The sequence below is a fragment of the Mesorhizobium sp. WSM3224 genome (assembly GCF_000427725.1).
GTDB lineage: Bacteria > Pseudomonadota > Alphaproteobacteria > Rhizobiales > Rhizobiaceae > Mesorhizobium.
Genome location: NZ_ATYO01000012.1, coordinates 130,620 through 146,913, shown reverse-complemented (window position 1 = coordinate 146,913; position 16,294 = coordinate 130,620). Strand labels below are relative to the sequence as shown.

At 64.4% G+C, this 16,294-nt stretch carries 14 protein-coding genes; 7 read left to right on the top strand and 7 right to left on the bottom strand.

The features are described from left to right. Positions 1–24: 24 nt before the first annotated feature. A complete protein-coding gene (locus tag YU3_RS0120800) occupies positions 25–951 on the bottom strand; it encodes a LysR substrate-binding domain-containing protein (protein ID WP_027168063.1) in 927 nt (308 codons plus the stop codon). Between the two features lie 90 nt (positions 952–1,041). Between YU3_RS0120800 and YU3_RS0120795 the strand changes: the two genes are divergently transcribed. Further along, complete coding sequence (locus YU3_RS0120795) at positions 1,042–1,935, top strand: DMT family transporter (protein WP_027168062.1); 894 nt, start codon at positions 1,042–1,044, stop codon at positions 1,933–1,935. A gap of 198 nt (positions 1,936–2,133) precedes the next feature. Here YU3_RS0120795 and mutL read toward each other — a convergent pair whose 3' ends face one another. Next, on the bottom strand, positions 2,134–4,020 hold the full coding sequence (mutL, locus tag YU3_RS0120790; protein WP_027168061.1) for a DNA mismatch repair endonuclease MutL: 1,887 nt from the start codon (positions 4,018–4,020) through the stop codon (positions 2,134–2,136). A 45-nt stretch (positions 4,021–4,065) separates the two neighbouring features. After that, positions 4,066–4,968 (bottom strand): LysR substrate-binding domain-containing protein, encoded by a 903-nt coding sequence (locus YU3_RS0120785; protein WP_027168060.1) that lies wholly within the window; start codon positions 4,966–4,968, stop codon positions 4,066–4,068. A gap of 89 nt (positions 4,969–5,057) precedes the next feature. On the opposite strand from YU3_RS0120785, the gene YU3_RS0120780 reads away from it, so the two are divergent. From YU3_RS0120780 to YU3_RS0120765, 4 genes are all read left to right on the top strand, one after another. Next, positions 5,058–6,608 (top strand): trimethylamine methyltransferase family protein, encoded by a 1,551-nt coding sequence (locus YU3_RS0120780; RefSeq protein ID WP_027168059.1) that lies wholly within the window; start codon positions 5,058–5,060, stop codon positions 6,606–6,608. 64 nt (positions 6,609–6,672) lie between these two features. Then, a complete protein-coding gene (locus tag YU3_RS0120775; RefSeq protein WP_027168058.1) occupies positions 6,673–8,322 on the top strand; it encodes an ABC transporter substrate-binding protein in 1,650 nt (549 codons plus the stop codon). A gap of 99 nt (positions 8,323–8,421) precedes the next feature. Continuing rightward, positions 8,422–8,895 carry a DUF3828 domain-containing protein gene (locus tag YU3_RS0120770; RefSeq protein ID WP_027168057.1) on the top strand — a complete coding sequence of 158 codons (474 nt, stop codon included), beginning with the start codon at positions 8,422–8,424 and terminating at the stop codon, positions 8,893–8,895. Between the two features lie 4 nt (positions 8,896–8,899). After that, positions 8,900–9,481 carry a hypothetical protein gene (locus tag YU3_RS0120765; protein WP_027168056.1) on the top strand — a complete coding sequence of 194 codons (582 nt, stop codon included), beginning with the start codon at positions 8,900–8,902 and terminating at the stop codon, positions 9,479–9,481. A gap of 11 nt (positions 9,482–9,492) precedes the next feature. Here the strand turns inward: YU3_RS0120765 and queF are convergent, their stop codons facing one another. Further along, positions 9,493–9,954 (bottom strand): preQ(1) synthase, encoded by a 462-nt coding sequence (gene queF / locus YU3_RS0120760; RefSeq protein WP_027168055.1) that lies wholly within the window; start codon positions 9,952–9,954, stop codon positions 9,493–9,495. A gap of 207 nt (positions 9,955–10,161) precedes the next feature. Here queF and YU3_RS42150 point away from each other — a divergent pair, with 207 nt between their 5' ends. Further along, complete coding sequence (locus YU3_RS42150) at positions 10,162–12,207, top strand: NADH:flavin oxidoreductase (RefSeq protein WP_027168054.1); 2,046 nt, start codon at positions 10,162–10,164, stop codon at positions 12,205–12,207. Between the two features lie 97 nt (positions 12,208–12,304). Here YU3_RS42150 and YU3_RS0120750 read toward each other — a convergent pair whose 3' ends face one another. Continuing rightward, entirely contained in the window at positions 12,305–12,712 is a 408-nt protein-coding gene (locus tag YU3_RS0120750; RefSeq protein ID WP_027168053.1) for a hypothetical protein, read from the bottom strand. A gap of 137 nt (positions 12,713–12,849) precedes the next feature. On the opposite strand from YU3_RS0120750, the gene YU3_RS0120745 reads away from it, so the two are divergent. Beyond that, positions 12,850–13,287, top strand: a complete 438-nt coding sequence (locus YU3_RS0120745) for a MarR family winged helix-turn-helix transcriptional regulator (RefSeq protein ID WP_027168052.1) — start codon at positions 12,850–12,852, stop codon at positions 13,285–13,287. On the opposite strand, the gene YU3_RS0120740 is transcribed toward YU3_RS0120745, so the two are convergent. Together YU3_RS0120740 and YU3_RS0120735 are read right to left on the bottom strand one after the other, a co-directional pair. Beyond that, entirely contained in the window at positions 13,278–14,012 is a 735-nt protein-coding gene (locus YU3_RS0120740; protein WP_036259050.1) for a polysaccharide deacetylase family protein, read from the bottom strand. The two genes, YU3_RS0120745 and YU3_RS0120740, sit on opposite strands and share 10 nt — an antisense overlap. 73 nt (positions 14,013–14,085) lie before the next feature. Further along, the gene (locus tag YU3_RS0120735) at positions 14,086–16,155 is read right to left on the bottom strand and encodes an EAL domain-containing protein (RefSeq protein WP_027168050.1); all 2,070 of its coding nucleotides are present in this window, start codon (positions 16,153–16,155) and stop codon (positions 14,086–14,088) included. Positions 16,156–16,294 lie beyond the last annotated feature (139 nt).

Below are 16,294 nucleotides of genomic sequence, written 5' to 3'. Positions count from 1 at the left end.
AACGGTGAACCGCTCTAAGTCCGCTCAGTCGTCGTCCTGCAGGAAGGCCTCGAGCTTTTCCGGGGCCAATCCTGCCTGGTCGGCAATGCGCCCGGCGAGGTCTGCGGCCGCCGCGCGCGGTCTGCCGACCGGACGATCCAGCCAATAGGACACCGGGTTGAGCGCGACGCGCTCGTCGACAGCGACGACGCGTCCCGATTTCAATTGGTCCTTGGTGAGCGGCGGCCGCGCCAGCGCGATGCCAAGACCATGCGCCGCCGCGTCGAGCACCAGATTGTAGTCCTCGAAACGCCGGTCCTGCGGGCGCGGGCGATAGTCCATGTCCTGCGCCGCGAGCCAGGCGCGCCAGCCCGACGCGTCGGAATCGTTGATCAGCGGGAATTTTAAAAGCCGGGCAGGATCGCCGCGTCCGATCTCCTTTGCCAGCTCCGGCGAGGCGATCGGAAAGATATGCTCCTCGAAAAGCTGCACCGACACACGGCCCGGAATGCGGCCGCGCCCGCAGCGCACCGAAAGATCGATGCCTTCGTCGGCGAGATCGGCCTGGCGGTTGTCGACATCGAGCACGATGCGCAGCCGCGTTGGATGGTTCTCCAATGCGGCCATGCGCGGCATCAGCCACAACCCGCTGACCGACGGAATCGAGGCCAGCCGCACCACGGCGGTGCCGCGCGGCTCGACCCAGCGGTCGGAATTGACCGAGATCAGCGCGAAGGCTTCGGCGGTCCTCAGATGCAGCCGGTTGCCCTCGATGGTCAGCGTCACACCGCGCGCATTGCGCTCGAACACTTTCAGCCCCAGCCAGCCTTCCAGCTTGGCGATCTGGCGGCTCACCGCGCCATGGGTGAGGTTGAGTTTTTCAGCCGCCGCGGAAAAACTCCCGGTCCGCGCCGCGGCATCGAAGGCGCGCAAGGTCTCCAACGGCAGTATCTGGTCCGAGCTGTGATCCATGCTCACAGCTGACCCTCGAATTGCTCGTTTGTCAATTGGCGGGCGATGGCGTTTTCTGCATCCATGACACAGAAAGACGAGGCTACGGCAATGAGCGCTTACACCGGCACATTGAATGAGACACAGCGCATGGACACCGCCGCCATTATCGCGGTGACGCTGACGGTCATCGGCTGGGCCTCTGCTTTTCCGGCGATCCGCGCCGGCCTTGCCGCCTTCCAGCCGCTGGAACTCGGCGCGCTGCGCTTTGGCATCGCGGCGGTCCCGGCTGCCGTCTTCCTGGCGGTCAAGCGCCCGGCACTGCCCAGGATCGACGAGCTATGGCGCTTCGCATTCGGCGGCGCCATCTTCGTCGCGCTCTACACCGCCATGCTCAATTTCGGCGAGCTCACCGTCTCGGCGGGCGCGGCCGGCTTCATCATCAATGTTAGCCCGATCTTCACCGCCATCATGGCGATGGCGCTGCTCGGCGAGCGTTTTTCCGGCATGGCCTGGCTCGGCACGGTCATCTCATTCACCGGCATCGGCATCATCGCGGTCGCCGACGGGCACGGCCTGCATTTCAATGCGGGCGCGCTGCTGGTGCTGGGCTCCGCGCTCTGCTCCGCCGTCAACACCATCGTCCAGAAGCCGCTCTTTGCCCGCCATCATCCGCTGACGATCGCGGCATCCAACATGGTGCTCGGCGCGCTCTGCCTGTCGCCCTTCCTGCCGGAAGCGTTTTCACAGGCAGCAGTCGCCAACACCGCCGGTCTTGGCGCCGTCATCTATCTCGGCATCGTGCCGAGCCTGATCGCCTACGCCGCCTGGGCAACCGCGCTCTCCCGCCTGCCTGCCGCGCGCGCCTCGAACTTCCTCTACCTCGTGTCGCCGACCTCCGCCCTGATCGGCTTCTTCTGGCTGGGCGAAGTGCCGACGCTGCTCGGCATAATCGGCGGCGCGCTGGCGCTGGGCGGCGTCATCGTGGTGAATTTAAAGCGGTGAGTCGGTGGGTTGGCGTCGTTTCCTGACGCATGAAAAAGAGCCGCTTCGAGCGGCTCTTTTTCATGCCCCTCATCCGGCCGCTACGCGGCCACCTTCTCCCCGCCGGGGAGAAGAGGTTGGCGCCGGCGCTGAAAGTCTCCTCTCCCCACCGGGGAGAGGTCAGCCGAGCGAAGCGGAGGCTGGGTGAGGGGCTTTGGCTCATCTTCGCCCAAATAACCTTTCAATGTCAGCCAGCTTGAGCTCGATATAGGTCGGGCGGCCATGGTTGCAGGTGCCTGAGCCCGGCGTCGCCTCCATCTGGCGCAGCAGCGCGTTCATTTCCTCGGCCTTGAGCAGCCGGCCGGAGCGGACGGAACCATGGCAGGCCATCGTCGCGGCTATTCTGTCCAGTCGTTCCTTCAGCGTCTCGATCGTATCGTTGTCGGCGATCTCGTCCGCAAGGTCGCGCACAAGCTGCTGCACATTGGTTTCGCCGAGCATCGAGGGCGTCTCGCGCACGGCGACCGCGCCTGGTCCGAAGCGCTCCAGGCCGAGGCCGAATTTGGCCAGCATTTCGGAATGCATCGCCAGTCGCTCGGCATCCTCTTCGGGCAGGTCGACGATCTCGGGCAGTAGAAGCATCTGCGAAGGCACCGCGCGAGAATGCAGCGCGTTCTTCAGCGCTTCATAGACCAGCCGCTCATGCGCGGCGTGCTGGTCGACGATGACGAGCGAATCCCTGGTCTGCGCGACGATATAGTTCTCATGCACCTGCGCGCGCGCCGCGCCCAGCGCCATGCCGAGCAGCGCCTCGGCCGGCTCGGCCATGCCGGCGCGGGCATCGGCGCTGGCGAGCGGTCCGGTGTCGAAGGCGGCCTGCTCGTTTTCGGCGAAACCATTGGCTCGCGGTCTGGCCTCGCCATACCCCATGTCCAGTGGCCGCTGCGGCGAATGTGCCAAATCCGAACCACGGTCGAAACCGCTGGAGCCGGAAGCACGGTAGGCCGCCTCATAGCTGCGGTGGCCGTTGGCCGGGCCGGGATGCGAATAGGGCGCCGCACCGGGCCGGAACGCCGCCATCATGCCGGCGGCACCCGTGGTCGCCGCCCGGATGCCGGCACCGGCCAGCGCCTCGCGGATGGCGCCGACGATCAGCCCGCGCACCAGCCCGGGATCGCGAAAGCGCACGTCGGCCTTGGCGGGATGCACATTGACGTCGACCGTCGAAGGATCGAGCGACAGGAAGAGCACGGTCACCGCATGCCGGTCGCGCGGCAAAACGTCGGCGAAGGCGCCGCGGATCGCGCCGGCAATCAGCTTGTCGCGCACCGGCCGGCCATTGACATAGGCATATTGCTGCAGCGCGTTGGCCCGTGTGTAGGACGGGATCGAAACGTGGCCGGCAAGATGCACGCCGTCGCGCATGGCATCGATGGCAATGGCGTTGTCGGGGAAGTCCTTGCCCATCACCTGCGCGACACGCGCCAGCCGGCCCTCCGGCGTGTCATTGGTCGCCGGCAATTCCAGCGTCGAGCGGTCGGGGCCGGCAAGCGTGAAGCGCACGGCGGGGAAGGCGATAGCAATCCGCTTCACCACGTCGCTCGTGGCCGAGCTTTCGGCACGCTCGCCCTTCATGAATTTGAGCCTGGCCGGCGTGGCGAAGAAGAGGTCGCGCACCTCGACCGTCGTGCCGCGGTTGGCCGCCGCCGGTTTCACCGCCGAGACGCGGCCGCCTTCGATGCCGATCTCGGCCGCGCTGTCGCCGCTTGCCGTGCGCGAGCGGATCGACAGCCGCGCGACGGAACCGATCGAAGGCAGGGCCTCGCCGCGAAAGCCCAGCGAGCGGATGTCATGGATATTGTCGGAAAGCTTCGAGGTGCAGTGACGGGCAATCGCCAATCCCAGTTCGCGCTCAGCGATGCCCGAACCGTCATCCGTGACGCGGATAAGGTTCAGCCCGCCGCCCGCCGTGACGACCTCGATGCGCGACGCGCCGGCATCGAGCGCGTTCTCGACCAACTCCTTCACCACGCTCGCCGGGCGCTCGATAACCTCGCCGGCGGCGATCTGGTTGATCATCGTTTCGGAAAGCTGGCGGATGGGCATGCGGCGATTATAGGCGGATTCGATCGGCGGAGGGGAGGGCCAACTTCACGCCTGTGCAACCAGCCAGTCCCTGACCTTGCGGGCGTTGTCGCTGAGATCGCGGTTCTTTGGCCAGATGACGTGGAATCCGATGCCGGTTCTCATCACATGATCGGTCACCGGCACAAGCAGTCCTGATGCCACCAGACGCTCGACCAGATGCCGCCAGCCGAGCGAGATGCCTTGCCCCTCCATCACCGCCTGGATCACCAGGGCGTAGTCGTTGATGCGCAACCCGCGCTCGGCGTTGCGCAGGCTGGTTCCGGCCGACGCGAACCATTCGTCCCAGTTCGGCGCCTCGCGGTAGGGCTCCTCGAGATGGATCAGCCGGTGCGTGGCCAGTTCCCCGACGGTCTTCGGCTTGCCGAATTTGGCCAGATAGTTGGGGCCTGCGACTGGGAAGATCTCTTCGTCGGACAGCGACAACGAGTGATAGTCCGGCCAGTCGCGCGGCACGCCGCCGCGCACGCCGAGCGGAATGCCCTCGGCGATGATGTCGAGGTCACGGTCGGCGGTCTGGATGCGCAGGTCGATGCCCGGCAGTTGGTCGCGGAACTGCTGCAGGCGCGGCATCATCCAGAACGAGCCGAAGGCGGTCGAGGCGGCAAGCGTCACGTGCCCGCCGGTCGCCTGCAGGCGAAGGTCCTCCGCCGACTTGCGGATATGCGACAGGCCGAGCGACACGTCGGCATGGAAGCGTTCGCCGGCCTCTGTCAAAAGCACCTGGCGGTGGCGGCGCAGGAACAGCTTTGCGCCAAGCTGCTCCTCCAGACCGCGCACTGCATAGGAGACAGCGGCCTGCGTCATGCCGAGCTCGCGCCCGGCGGCAGTGAAGCTGGATAGCCGGCCCGCGGCCTCGAAGACGATCAGGCTGCCGGCCGAGGGCAGGAGGTGGCGCAGGCTTCGCATAAGCACAGCTTATACTGAAGATCAGGATTTTCCAGCGTCACAGCCACATTTAGCGTCGCTAACGTGGATGGCGGGAAGAAGGAGGCTCCATGAACGCACCGGCCGTTGAATTGACCGAACAGACCCACCGCCGCGGCGGTGGCCGTCTTGGCCGCAAGGCGCTCAGAAGCGCGCCGATCGCGTCATTCCCGACACTTGTCCGGCAGATTCCTGTCTACGAGATCGTGCCCGACGAGGCGGTGGAATTGATCCACGAAGAATCGCTCAAGATCCTCGAGGAGGTGGGGTGCGAATTCCGTGACGACGGAGCGATCGAGCTCTGGAAGGCGGCCGGTGCCGATGTCAGGCAGACGCGTGTCCGCATCGACCGCGCGCTGCTGATGGAACTCGTCTCGAAGGTCCCGGCGGAATTCACGCTCAATGCGCGCAACCCCGAGCGCACCGTGCGCGTCGGTGGCAAGAACTCGATCTTCGTGCCGATGTATGGCGCGCCCTACATCCGCGACCTCGACAACAAGCGACGCTATGGCTCGCTCGCCGACCTCAACAATTTCCACAAGATGGCCTATATGGCGCCGGCGCTGCATTCCTCGAGCTCGGTCATCTGCGAGCCGATGGAAATCGCGGTGCCGAAGCGGCACCTGCACATCATCCATTCGGCGCTGAAACATTCCGACAAGCCGTTCATGGGCATCGTGACGTCCAAGGAACGCGCCGAAGACACGATGGCGATGGCCGCAATCGTCTTCGGCGAGGAGTTCGTGCGCGACAACCCGGTGCTGGTGGCGATCACCAACTGCAACTCGCCGCTGGTCTGGGACGCCACCATGATCGACGCCATGCGGGTCTATGCGAGCCACAACCAGCCGCTGATCCTGGCGCCCTTCGCGCTCTGCGGAGCCTCGACTTCCGCCTCCGCCGTCGGCGCGGTGGCGCAGGTCAACGCCGAGGCGCTTGCCGGCGTGGCCCTGACCCAGCTTATCCGCCCGGGCTCGCCGCAACTCTACGGCCAGTTCATGGTGACGGTCGACATGAAGACCGGTGCCCCGATGGGTGGCACGCCGGAAGCCGCGCAGATGATGTATCTGATGGGTGCGCTGGCCAGGAAATACAAGCTGCCCTGGCGCACCTCCGGCTTCCATGTCGGCTCGAAGCTCAACGACGCCCAGGCCGGCTACGAGGCGAACATGCTGATGCATGCTGCGATCCTTTCCGGCGCCAACTACATCTGGCATTCCGCCGGCTGGCTGGAAGCGGGCCTCACCTGCGGCTATTCGAAATTCGCCACCGACTGCGAGCAGCTGGTCGGCTGGTACAAATATGCCGGCGGCGTGCCTTTCGACGATTTCAAGGAGGCGATGGCGGCAATTCGTGAGGTCGGTCCGCAAGGACATTTCCTCGGCACGCAGCATACGCTCGAGCACTTCGAGAGCGCCTTCTTCATGCCCAATATCATGGACTTCAACTCCTTCGAGCAATGGAACGCCGAAGGCGCGAAGGACCACGACACGCGCGGCCGCGAAAAGGCGCGCAATATGCTTGCCGACTACCAGGAGCCGAAGCTCGACGAGGGCGTTGCAGAGGGTCTCGCGGATTTGATCGCGCGGCGTGAGGAAAAGCTGCCGGACAGCGTTAGTTGATAAACTGCAGCCTTAGGTGAAGCCAAACGGGCGAAGACCCGATCAGATCAATGGGAGAATGAGAATGACACTTTTCAGAAGCAACGGCGACCGGGTCCCGGCCGCTATCGAGGCGATGGCCGAGGAGGCGCGTGCGGGCCGCGTCGACCGGCGCGAATTCCTGGCTTTGGCCAGCGCCTTCGGCGCATCGACGGCTTTCGCCTATGGCATGATCGGTCTTGCCGCCCCGACCAAGGCACTCGCCGACGAGCCGAAGAAGGGCGGAACGCTGCATGTCGCGATGTCGGTCAAGGCGCAGAAGGATCCGCGCACCTATGACTGGACGGAGATGGCGAACGTCACCCGCACCTGGCTTGAGCCGCTGGTACGCTACACGCACCAATTCACCTTCGAGCCGGTCCTGCTCGAAAGCTGGGACGTCAATGACGACGCCACCGAATACACGCTGCATCTGCGCAAAGGCGTCACCTGGAACAATGGCGATGCCTTCAACGCCGATGACGTGGTCGCCAACCTGAACCGCTGGTGCGAGAAGGGCGCTTCCGGCAATTCGATGGCAGCCCGCGTCGGCGCGCTGATCGACACCAAGACCGGCAAGGCGAGGGATGGCGCGATCACCAAGGTCGACGACCACACGGTCAAGCTGAAGCTCAACGAAGCCGATATCGCCATCATACCGGGCTTCACCGACTATCCGGCGCTGGTCGTGCACCGCGACTTCGACAAGGACGGCGCCGATCCGATCAAGAAGCCGATCGGTACCGGAGCTTTCGAGCTGGTCTCCTATTCAGTCGGATCGAAGGCGATCGTCAAACGTCGCGAGAACGGCAAGTGGTGGGGTGGCGAGGCGCCGCTCGATGGCGTCGAATTCATCGACTATGGCACCGACTTCAACGCCACGCTGAATGCTTTCGATTCCGGCGAGATCGATCTCGATTTCGAGACGCCGGCCGACTTCATCGGTCCCCTGGATAAGATGGATCTGGTGAAATCGGAGGTTGCGACAGCGACCACGCTCGTTGCCCGCACCAACGTTACCCACAAGCCCTATGACGACAAACGGGTGCGCAATGCGCTGCAGATGGCGGTCGACAACAACCAGGTGATGCAGCTTGGCTACAATGGCCTTGGCACGGTCGGCGAAAACCATCACGTCAGCCCGATCCATCCCGAATACTACCCGCTGCCCAAGAAGGAGCGCGACGCCGCCGGCGCCAAGAAGCTGATGGCGGAGGCAGGCCAGGCCGACTTCGAGCATGAGCTGATCACGGTCGAGGACGAATGGCAGAAGAACACCGGCGATGCCATCGCCGGGCAGCTGCGCGACGCCGGCATCAAAGTGAAGCGCACCGTGCTGCCGGGTTCGACCTTCTGGAACGACTGGACGAAATATCCTTATTCGATGACCATCTGGTACATGCGCCCGCTCGGCGTGCAGGTGCTGGCGCTCGGCTACCGCACCGGCGAGGCCTGGAACGAGACGGCCTATTCCAACCCGGATTTCGACGCCAAGCTCAAGGACGCGCTGTCGCAGATCGACGTCGCCAAGCGCAAGGAGGTGATGAAGGACGTCGAGATGATCCTGCAGGATTCCGGCGTCATCATCCAGCCCTTCTGGCAGAAGCTCTACTGCCACATGAACAAGAAGGTGAAGAACTACTCGATGCACCAGACCTACGAAATGGACTTCCAGAACGTCTGGCTGGACGCCTGAGCGGGGTAACGCAAGGACTTCATGCGCCGCGAAAAAGCCGATATGCAGGATGCGTGGTGGTGATCCTGCCACCACGCGCCGAACATCCGGAGTTCCTGCATGAAGCCGATAGCGCTTGCCGTTGCCATGTCGATTGCCTTGCCCGGCTCCGCGCTCGCCGGGCCGGCTTCCAACACGGTGAAGTTCTTCTACGTTCCTGAAGTGAAGTTCGAGGCGGACGCGAAATACCGTGACCGCTTCACCGACCCGGTCACCAAGCTCTTCGAGGCCAACGACAAGGCGCAGAAGGAGAAGCCCGACGAGGTGTCCTGCATCGACTTCGACCCCGGCCTCGACGCGCAGGATTTCGATCAGAAGACCCTGTCGAAGACGCTGAAGCTCGCCGAGGCCGTCAATGGCGACACCGCCGAGGTGACGGCAAGCTTCAATCTTTTCCCGGAAGGCGATGACTCCAAACGCGAAATGGTGTGGTCGCTGAAGAAAGTGGACGGCAAGTGGAAGATCGCGGACATCGCCTCCAAGACCAGCGACTGGAAGCTCAGCGCGCTGGAATGCGGCTCCTCGACGGAGTGATGCCGTGCTGCGCCGTCTCGTCCTCGCGCTGTCGAGCTTGTCTATGCTGGCCGCGGGGCTGAATGGCGGCGCTTGCGCGCAAAGGCTGTTCGGCTCGCCTCCGCCGACCGCGTCCCCAGGCGACAATGCGCCTGCGGACGGCAAGTCGCCGCCCGCCGAAACGCAGACCAAGCCGGCCGAGCCGCCTCCCCCGCCTGTCCTGCCCGGTTCGCCGACGGCGGTGGTGAAGCCCTTCTATGAGCATCTCGGGTTGGAATTGGATCCCGCCCAGCGCAAGAACTTCGTCGACCCGGCGAAAACCGTGCTCGACAAGAGCGACGCGCTGCGCGCCTCGGGGCAGGGCGAATGCCTCGACCCCAACATGGCGCTCGACAATGCCGACTACGACAAGCTCGCCATCGACCAGAGTCTGCGCACTATCGAAGCCGTCAATGGCGACCAGGCCAAGGTGGTCGTCGCCTTCGTCGTCGATGGCCACCAGCACCGGCTGGAGTGGAAGCTGAAAAAGGTCGGCGGCGACTGGAAGGTGTCCGACCTCCTGTCGGTGACCGGCGAATGGGCGCTGAGCCAGTACCAGTGCGAATGATGGCGACTGACTCAACCTCTTCCGCGATAGGGCGCCACGCCGGTATCCGGCAGCCACACGTCCTTGGGCGGCGCGCCGGTCTGCCAGAAGACGTCGATCGGGATGCCGCCGCGCGGGAACCAGTAACCGCCGACGCGCAGCCAGAGCGGCTTGGTCGCCTCCACGATGCGGCGGCCGATCATGACGGTGCATTCCTCATGGAAGGCGCCGTGATTGCGGAACGAGGTCATGAACAGCTTCAACGACTTCGATTCCACCAGCGTCTTGTCGGGCGCGTAGTCGATGACGATGTGGGCGAAGTCCGGCTGGCCGGTGACCGGGCAGAGCGAGGTGAATTCCGGGCAGGTGAAGCGCACGATCGCCGGCGGGCCGTCGCCGCGCTGGAACGGCACGGTCTCCAGGACCGCCTGTTCGGGGCTCTGTGGTGTCTCGACGTGCTTGCCGAGCTGGGTGAGGTTCTTGGCGTCGGTCATGGGCGGCTCCTTGCTGCCGCCCCAAGGGTCCGAGCGGCAGGCAAAACAAAGCGGAAATTACGCCGCAATCTTTCAGACGCGGCGGGTTTGGGCCGCTCATTAGCATCGGACCGAAAAATGCGCAGCGGTTTTCGGACGAATCCGATGCGCGAAATGGAAGCGGGAGCGGCACGACGCTCCCGTGCAATTTGAAACGGCAGGAAGAAGATGACCAGCAACGACCCGCTTCTCCAACCTTACCAGCTCAAGCACCTGACGCTGAAGAACCGGGTGATGTCGACCAGCCATGAGCCGGCCTATTCGGAGGACGGCATGCCGAAGGAGCGTTACCGGCTCTACCATGCCGAAAAGGCCAGGGGCGGCATGGCACTGACCATGACGGCGGGATCGGCGATCGTCTCGCGCGACAGTCCGGCCGCCTTCGGCAATCTGCATGTCTATGACGATCGTATTGTGCCGTGGCTCGCCGAACTGGCGGATGCCTGCCACGAGCATGACTGCAAGGTGATGATCCAGATCACCCATCTCGGCCGCCGCACCGGCTGGAACAAGGCCGACTGGCTGCCGGTTCTGTCGGCCTCGCCTGTGCGTGAGCCGGCGCACCGCGCCTTCCCGAAGACCATCGAGGAGTGGGACATCGAGCGCATCGTCGCCGACTATGCTTCGGCCGCGCAGCGCTGCCAGGCGGCCGGCCTCGACGGTATCGAATTCGAATCCTACGGCCATCTGATGGACGGCTTCTGGTCACCTTTGACCAACCATCGCGACGACGAGTTCGGCGGCTCGCTCGACAACCGGCTGCGCTTCACCGACATGGTACTGGACGCCGTGCGCGCGGCCGTCGGGGAAAAATTCATCGTCGGCATCCGCATGGTCGCCGACGAGGATCTCGAAAAAGGCATCTCGAAAGAAGTGGGCATCGAGATCGCCGGGCGGCTCGCCAAGTCCGGCAAGGTCGATTTCCTCAACATCATCCGCGGCACGATCGAAACCGATGCGTCGCTGACCAAGGTCATCCCGGTGGCCGGCATGCGTTCCTCGCCGCATCTCGATTTCGCCGGCGAGGTGAGGGCGGCGACGAAATTCCCCACCTTCCACGCGGCGCGCATTTCCGACGTCGCTACAGCCCGCCACGCCATCGCCACCGGCAAGCTCGACATGGTCGGCATGACGCGCGCCCACATCGCCGACCCGCATATCATCCGCAAAGTGATGGAAGGCCGCGAGCACGAGATCCGCCCTTGCGTCGGCGCCACCTATTGCCTCGACCGCATCTACGAGGGCGGCGAGGCGCTGTGTGTCCACAACGCCGCGACCGGCCGCGAGGCGACCATTCCTCACGTCATCGCAAAGAGCGAAGGGCCGAGGAAGAAAGTCGTGGTGGTGGGCGCCGGCGCCGGCGGGCTCGAAGCGGCGCGCGTGGCGGCCGAACGCGGCCATCAAGTGACGGTGCTGGAAGCCTCCAGCCAGGCCGGCGGCCAAATTCGGCTTGCCACGCAGAATCCGCGCCGCAAGGAATTGATCGGCATCATCGACTGGCGATTGGCCGAACTGGACCGCCTCGGTGTCGAGCTGCGCTACGACACCTGGGCCGAGAAGGACGATGTGCTGGCGCTGGCGCCGGATGTGGTGATCGTGGCGACTGGCGGTCTGCCGCAGAACCCGCCACTGACGACCGGCGAAAATCTCGTCACCTCGAGCTGGGACATCATGGCTGGCAGCGTCAAGCCGGCTGAGAATGTCCTGCTTTACGACGACAATGGCGGCCATCAGGGCATGGGCGCCGCCGAACTCATCGCCAACAGCGGCTCGAAGCTCGAGTTGGTCTCGCCGGAGCGCTTCTTCGCGCCGGAAATGGGCGGCCTGAACCACGTGCCCTATATGCGCGCCTTTCATGAGAAAGGCGTTACCGTCACCATCAACACCCGCCTGCGCTCGGTGCGGCGCGAGGGCAACCAGCTCATCGCCGAACTGGCGTCGGACTTCGCCGACGGCTGGCGGGGCGAGCGGCGCGTCGACCAGGTGGTGGTCGAGCACGGCACCGCGCCCCTCGACGACCTCTATCTGTCGCTGAAACCGCTGTCGAAGAATGGCGGCGCGGTCGACTATGAGCGGCTGGTGAATGGCGGCGACATCTTCCCCGCGCGCAATGCCGAAGGCAGGTTTGTGCTGTTTCGCATCGGCGACGCCGTCGCTTCACGCAACATCCACGCCGCCATCTATGACGGCATCCGTTTCGGCATCAGGATCTGATGGTTTGGTGGCGCGCAACGGACCTTTGCAAGGAGAGCCACCTGCCGCTTTGGCCCGTTGCGCGCCGCGCCCGGCCGGTTTCGCCGGCCGTGCGATTTCAGAACATTCTCGCCGTCGCCATGCACAGCACCGTGAGGACCAGCAGCCCGCCCGCGATGCGCTCGCCCCTGGTCATTTTCGCCCGCAGCTGGGTCTGCGTCGCTTGATCGGCGCCTGCCAGCTGCCTGCTGGCGGAGGCGACAAGGGCGCCCTGCACGCCGGCGGCGATCAGCGCCGTTAGAATGCCCAGCGCCAGCACCTTCTCCATCGAGCCGAACGCGCCCTCATGGAAGAAATACCAGAGCAATATGCCGGTCAGGAAAACCAGGCCGGAGGCGCCGAGCTGCGGCCGGATGAAGCGCTCCGCCTTGATCTCCGGATCGCGGGCGACCGCAATGGTCGTGCCGGCCCAGAACACGCCGGCCATGACGTGCAGGCCGATGACGACGATGTAGACATATTGCATGACTGCACTCCTCTCTGCCGCCCGCCGCGCATCGCACCCGCGACGCCATCAATAAGACAAAGTTAGATATCTAATGATTAGATGTCAATGCATTGAGCCGAGTTCCACCTTGCTGTTGCATGCTCTACTGTCAGATCATGACACCGTTTGACCGTCCGCCCGTTGGCATGAATCTCGCCCGCACCTCGAAGGTGGTGGCGCAGGCTTTCGATGCCGCGATGGTCGAGGCCGGCGGCACGCTGCCGGTCTGGCTGACCTTGCTGTCGGTCAAGTCGAAGGAACTCGCCAACCAGCGCGAGCTCGCCGGGATGATCGGTATCCAGGGCGCGACCCTGACGCATCACCTCAACGCCATGGAGGCGCAAGGGTTGCTGACGCGGCGCCGCGATCCGGAAAACCGCAGGGTCCACCAGGTGGCGCTAACCGAGGCCGGCGAGGCGATGTTCGAAAGGCTGCGCAAGGCGGCGCTTGCCTTCGACAAGCGGCTGCGGACCGGAATTCCCGACGACAAGCTGGCCGAATTTGCGGAAGTGCTGGCGGCGCTTAGGCGCAACGCTGAGCCACCTCAGTCGTAGCCCGGTATCGCGCCAAAGGCGTAGCGGCGCAGCCGGAGTGCTGCGATCAACGCCGTCAGTTTCGCCTTGCCGTCAAAAGCGTCCTGGAACATCTCGTCATGCATGAGCAGGATCAGCTTGTTCGGCTTGGCGAAATGGCCGTAGCCGAACAGATGGTCGATCTCGCTGACCAGATGGTCGACGCTCTGCACCGGCTTGCCGCTGTCCTCATGCACCCATTCGTGGTCCCAGCCGTAAAGCCAGAAGCCAGACGCCGCGACGAATTCGTAGTCCGGGTCCTCGCGCCCCGCCTGCGCCAATCCAAGCGAATTGTCGTCTTTCGAATAACTTGGCAGCCGGAACACGTCGCGTCCCGGCAGCCGCGCATGCACGGCCGGCTTGAGGCCGAGCACGATATTGGCCCTCAGCATGTCGGCGACCACGCCCTCGGTGTCGCCGTAAAAATGCCGGTAGTGGTTATAGGCGTGGCTGTAGCTGTGATTGCCGATCGTCACCAGCGGCATCGATTTCGCCCGCTGCAGCAAAGCCCGATTGGTGGCGCTGGCCTCGGCGTGCATGCCGACCATGAACAGCGTTGCCGGCACCTGCTCGGCCTGCAGCACGTCGAGGATGTTGCTGGTGCCGTTCAGCGGACCGTCGTCGAAAGTGAGGTAAATGGTGCGATCGGCGGCCAGGGCCGGCGACGAGACAAGCAGCAGCGTCAGTACGAGAAGTCGAAGCCGCATCCGCAAGTTCCGGTTGCAATCGTGTCAAGCCGCCATGCTCGCCTGAGCTTGTCAAGCTTGTCGGTAGATTGCGCTATGCGAGGCTGCCCTGCAGCACCTTCAGCTTCGTCTTCTTCGGGCTGCGCGCGACCAGCCATTCGCGCGCCTTGTCCTGCGGCATCGGGAAGGCGATCGAATAACCCTGCACCTGGTCGCAGCCGATCGCCATCAGCGAGTCGAGCTCGGCCTCGGTCTCGGCGCCCTCGGCGACGATCGAGATGCCCAGCCCCCGGGCAAGCTCGGTGATGGCGCGCACGATCTTGCTGTTGTCGCCGTTCTCGTTGATGTTCTGGACGAAGCGGCGGTCGATCTTCAGCCGGTCGATCTCGTTCGGATTGACGTGGCTGAGCGAGGCATAGCCGGTGCCGAAATCGTCAAGCTCGAGATGCACGCCGGCGGCGCGGATGTGGCGGAGCTTGGCGGCAATGCCGGTTTTCTCGTCGTCCAGGATAACGGATTCGACGATCTCCAGCGCCAGCTTCTGCGGTGGCAGCCCGGCGCGCTCCAGCGTGCCGAACAGGAAGGCGTCGAAATCGGGCTCGCGCAACTCGGTGCCCGACACATTGACGGCGATGCGCCCGAAGTCGATGCCGGCGCGGTTCCATTCGGCGGCTTCTTCAATAGCTTTGGCAATGACGATGCGGCCGATCTCCGGCATGAAGCCGCATTTTTCGGCGACGGGAATGAACTCGCCGGGCGAGATCATGCCGCGCTCGGCGTGCCTCCAGCGCACCAATGCCTCGATGCCGCTGATCTTGCCGCTGGTCAGCGATACCTGCGGCTGGAAATAGACATCGAAGCTCCTGTTGGCGATCGCCGTGCGGATGTCCTGTTCGAGCTGCTTGCGGTAGTCGAGCTCGCGCCGCAGTTCCTCCGAGAAGAAGGAGAAGTTGCCGCCGCCGAGCTTCTTGGCGGAATAGAGCGCGAGGTCGGCATGGACGAGCAGGTCCTGCGCATTGTCGGCGTCGACCGGATAGACTGCGATGCCGGCGCTGGCGCCGGGCATGATGGTCGTGCCCTGGAACGTGATCGGTTCGTTGATCTCGCCAATGATGCGCTTGGCCAGCGCATGGATGTCCTCGGTGCTGCCGGCGCCGTTGAGGATCATGACGAACTCGTCGCCGCCGAGCCGGGCGCAGAGATCCGATGCCCGGCAGGAATCGCGCATGCGCTGCGCGGTCACCACCAGCACATAGTCGCCGGCGGCGTGGCCGAGCGTATCGTTGATCTGCTTGAAGCGGTCGAGATCGAGCTGGATCACCGCCAGGCGCTCACGGCGGCGGTGCGCCCCCTTGATCAGCGTTTCGAAATGGTCGGTGAGGAAGGTGCGGTTGTGCAGGCCGGTCAGGCCGTCATGCACGGCGATGAAGGCCATCGAGTTGCGCGCGTCGACCAGCTCGCGCGTCTTGCGCAGGATGGCGTTGGACATCGGCCGGAAGATAAACAGCGCCACCAGCACGATGACGCCGAGGGTGGCGAAGAACAGCGTGCGGTGCAGGTCGAGCATGTTGCTGGACTTTTCGTCGGCGAAGGCGCTGATGCGCTGGCCGAGCGCGGCATAGCCGGACATCGTCGCGTTGGCGACGGAGGCGTCGAGGCCGACGCGTTCGCCGCCGCCCTTGTAGCCGTCGCTCTGCATGCCGAGCTGCGAGGCGAAGGACGAGATCAGCCTGTCGCCATTGGCGACGAGGCCGACCGAGAAATAATCGAGGTGGAACGGCTTGCTGAACAGCACATACTCGATCGACTTCGGATCGTTGCGCGCCGGCGACAGCGGATCGGCCCCCGTCTCCTTGAGCAGCCGGTCGTAGTTGGTCTCGAACGCTCCTGTCGCGTCCTTGAGAGCCGTAACCAGCGCCGGCTGCTTGTCGCGCGAGGCCGCGCCGGTGGCGCTGGCCAGGAAAACGATGCGCTGCGACAGCGCCTTCTGTGTCGAGACGATGTCGAGCAGCGCATCGTTGTGCTGCTGCTGCGCCATCAGCTGCTGCAGAAGAATGAAGGAAGCCACCACCATGGCGGCAATGATCGTCAGCGCCAGCCAGTAGCCGGTCTTGATGAGCAGGATCAGCTTGCGCGAAACGCTGTGCACTGGCTGCTGCGACATAACTGGGTGACCCCTCCGACCGACGGATTCCTGCCCTGGATTCGTGGAAAAACGCTTGCCTTGAAAGAGTTAACAGGTCGGCAAGGGGCGCTGGCGGCCGTCATGGCGGCGCGGCAAAGCTCGCAAGATGGTTATCACG